Here is a 2,763-nt window from a genome sequence, read left to right as displayed (position 1 = left end):
TCTTGTGTACTATTAGCACCACCGTCAGATGATTTAAACTTAGTAATCTCAATATCCCACCAATCAGGAGCATCTTTGATATCAAATGTTCTGTCACCATGAATATCTCTTAACTGAATAAGATTTCTTACAAACTCTTTTTGTGTCTCTCCAAACTCATCTATAATCAGATTATAATTAATAAGAGGTACATTTTTATCTATACCAAGAAGACCATTTCTAATATGCCTACCATCACCATTGTTTGCCATATCTGCATCAAGTAGCATCTTGACATGTATATACTGCTTAAGTGTTGGCATCGTAATCTCAATATCCAATTCTGTTCCATTACTATCTTCCAATCGATATTTTGATAAACAGACCAGAGCCAAATAGGGTGTAAAATTACTAATTCGTTCTTTCCCTGCCACACTTTCTTCATCAAAAATAAGCTGTGCACCCGCTATAGTCCCACTAAGAGGAGCCTCTTGATAGCTTGTTACATCTATATTACGATTTAATACCTTGAAATTTTTTGATATATACTGGTTGACATTTCCAATCTCTTCAATAATCTCTTCACTAGTTATCTCTACGCTAGAACTTCTCGCTTGGTATCTTGACATCCAAAATCCACCCTCATCAATACCATCATCATCAACATCAAAACCACCTGGTACATAGGAGTACCCATGCTCAGTTAAAATCTTGCCCTCCTCTGTCTCATGTATAAATGGACACATCTTATCTCTATCTTTAGGGTCACCCTCTGTACAGTTGTTCTCTTTTATATTGGATTGTCCATCCCCATCACTATCATTGGTGGGGTCTAACGCATTGATAATATCATCTTCCTTATTAGGTATACCATCCATTGCTGGATTTGGATTATACCCCTGCTCTAGAGTCTCTGGAGTAGTCAAACATGTTAGGTTTAACTCATCTGTATAAGAGTAAATCTCAACTCCATCATCTATCTCATCACCATCTGTATCTTTTAGCGTTGCATTGGTCTCATAGTTTAAAATCTCAAAACTATCAAGTAGACAATCCCCATCGGTATCAGATTGGTTAGGGTCGGTTTCATGAGTTTTCACCTCATCATAGTCATTTAAACCATCACCATCTGTATCTGAATTATTGGGTTGGGTATAATGCTCATTAACCTCTTCACCATCAAGCAGTCCATCTCCATCTGTATCTGGATTGGTGACATTAACATCATCATGACTCATCTCATACCCATCATCCAATCCATCCTCATCTGTATCACTACTAAATGGGTCTAATCCATGTTCAAGCTCATACTCATCACTAAGCCCATCACCATCTGTATCCTTTGGGTCATCTTCACCCATATGTGATACACCTGCTACAGCAGAACCTTTTGAACTATTATCATCCAAAGCATCTGCTGCTCTATCACTACCACAACCTACTGTCATTAGACCAATAACTGTCAAAAATATTAGAGCTAAACTCTTTTTTATCATATCTCTCATCTGTACTATCTCCCTCTTCTTCTATTTGGATAACTTAATATTGCCTCTATTCTTCTATTTTGAGCTTTACCATTTACTGTTCCATTGTGAGCAATTGGCTGACTCTCACCCCTACCATCAAAACTGACTCTAGCAGGACTTACCCCTAGCATTATCAATCTATCAGCAACCGATTTTGCTCGTCTTTTGGAGAGTGCAAAATTATAAGCACTCTTCCCAACACTATCTGTATGACCCACAATCTTGACCATGCTACCTCTGTTTCTCAGAAGGAAGTTTGCAAAGTTATGAATCTTGGGGATAGAGTTTGGTCTAATCATTGCAGATGCTGTTGCAAAATTGATTCGTAGTGTTGCCTTCACAGGACAACCAAATCTATCAACAGAGAAGTCACAAGGAGTATTGGGACACTGATCTGCTCTATCTGTTATACCATCTCTATCTCTATCTGCTCCTGCTATTTTTTTAGAACAGGTTCGACTATTAATATATACAGGCACTTGTTGTCGTATAATCACAGGTTTTGAAGAAGCTCTGCGTCGCACAATTCGTCTCCTCTTCTCTTGACCTCCTACAGGAAAACTCATACCTACACCCAACATCATCTCATGGTTCTCATCCTCTCCACCAATAATCTGGAGCATCTTACCCTCTACCTTTGCTTTATAACCATTTTTTAACTTATATCCAACACCTACCCCACCCTGCACAAACGGGTGACTCTCAAACTTACCTTTGACCTCACTAGAGACCTTTTCATATCCCAATCCAACCAAGCCATAAGGGGTAAACTCTGTCTGATTTTCATACTCATAAACACCATTTACCGAGGCTTTCCAAAGAGAGCCAACTCCATCATAATCAGAAACTTTTACATAATCAATATCAAATCTAGGGCTTACTACAAATCGATTCATCTGATAAGTTGCACTTGCACCATAATTTTTAAACTTATTACCATCTTCATTTTGAAGAGCTGTAGTCCCTACACTAATACCTATCTCATTCTCTATACTAGCATAAAGAAGAGTTGTTGCAGTGAATAGACCAAAGAAAATAACCGTTTTCATCCATACTCCCATCTCTTGTTTTTTAATTTCAAATTTTAGCATACATTTTTAAAAAAAATATAAGTTTAAGCTAATTTAGGGTATGTAGATTATGTTAACAAACAGCAGATATTAAATACTATTTAACTCAATATTATAAACCTAATTTCCTATTTAAAATTGTGAAATTTATAAAAAATATTGGAAACAATGGCTTTAGCCTCGTCTTG

1 protein-coding gene and 1 pseudogene are annotated in these 2,763 nt (G+C 37.0%); both read right to left on the bottom strand.

Annotated elements, in window-relative coordinates:
• Window positions 1–1,484, bottom strand: a pseudogene (locus GSY74_RS05120) (hypothetical protein); the annotation flags it as partial.
• A 5-nt stretch (window positions 1,485–1,489) separates the two neighbouring features.
• Window positions 1,490–2,554 (bottom strand): OmpA family protein, encoded by a 1,065-nt coding sequence (locus GSY74_RS05115; RefSeq protein ID WP_164664030.1) that lies wholly within the window; start codon window positions 2,552–2,554, stop codon window positions 1,490–1,492.
• Between the last annotated feature and the right edge of the window lie 209 nt (window positions 2,555–2,763).

The organism is Sulfurovum sp. bin170 (assembly GCF_010892395.1).
Taxonomy (GTDB): Bacteria; Campylobacterota; Campylobacteria; order Campylobacterales; family Sulfurovaceae; genus UBA1140.
Note: the sequence above shows the minus strand (reverse complement) of the source record. Positions and strands in the feature narration are given on the sequence as shown.

What these genes read in the sequence shown, in the direction of transcription:
- GSY74_RS05115 (WP_164664030.1), bottom strand. Translation starts at nt 2,554, where the DNA reads ATGAAAACGGTTATTTTCTTTGGTCTATTCACTGCAACAACTCTTCTT.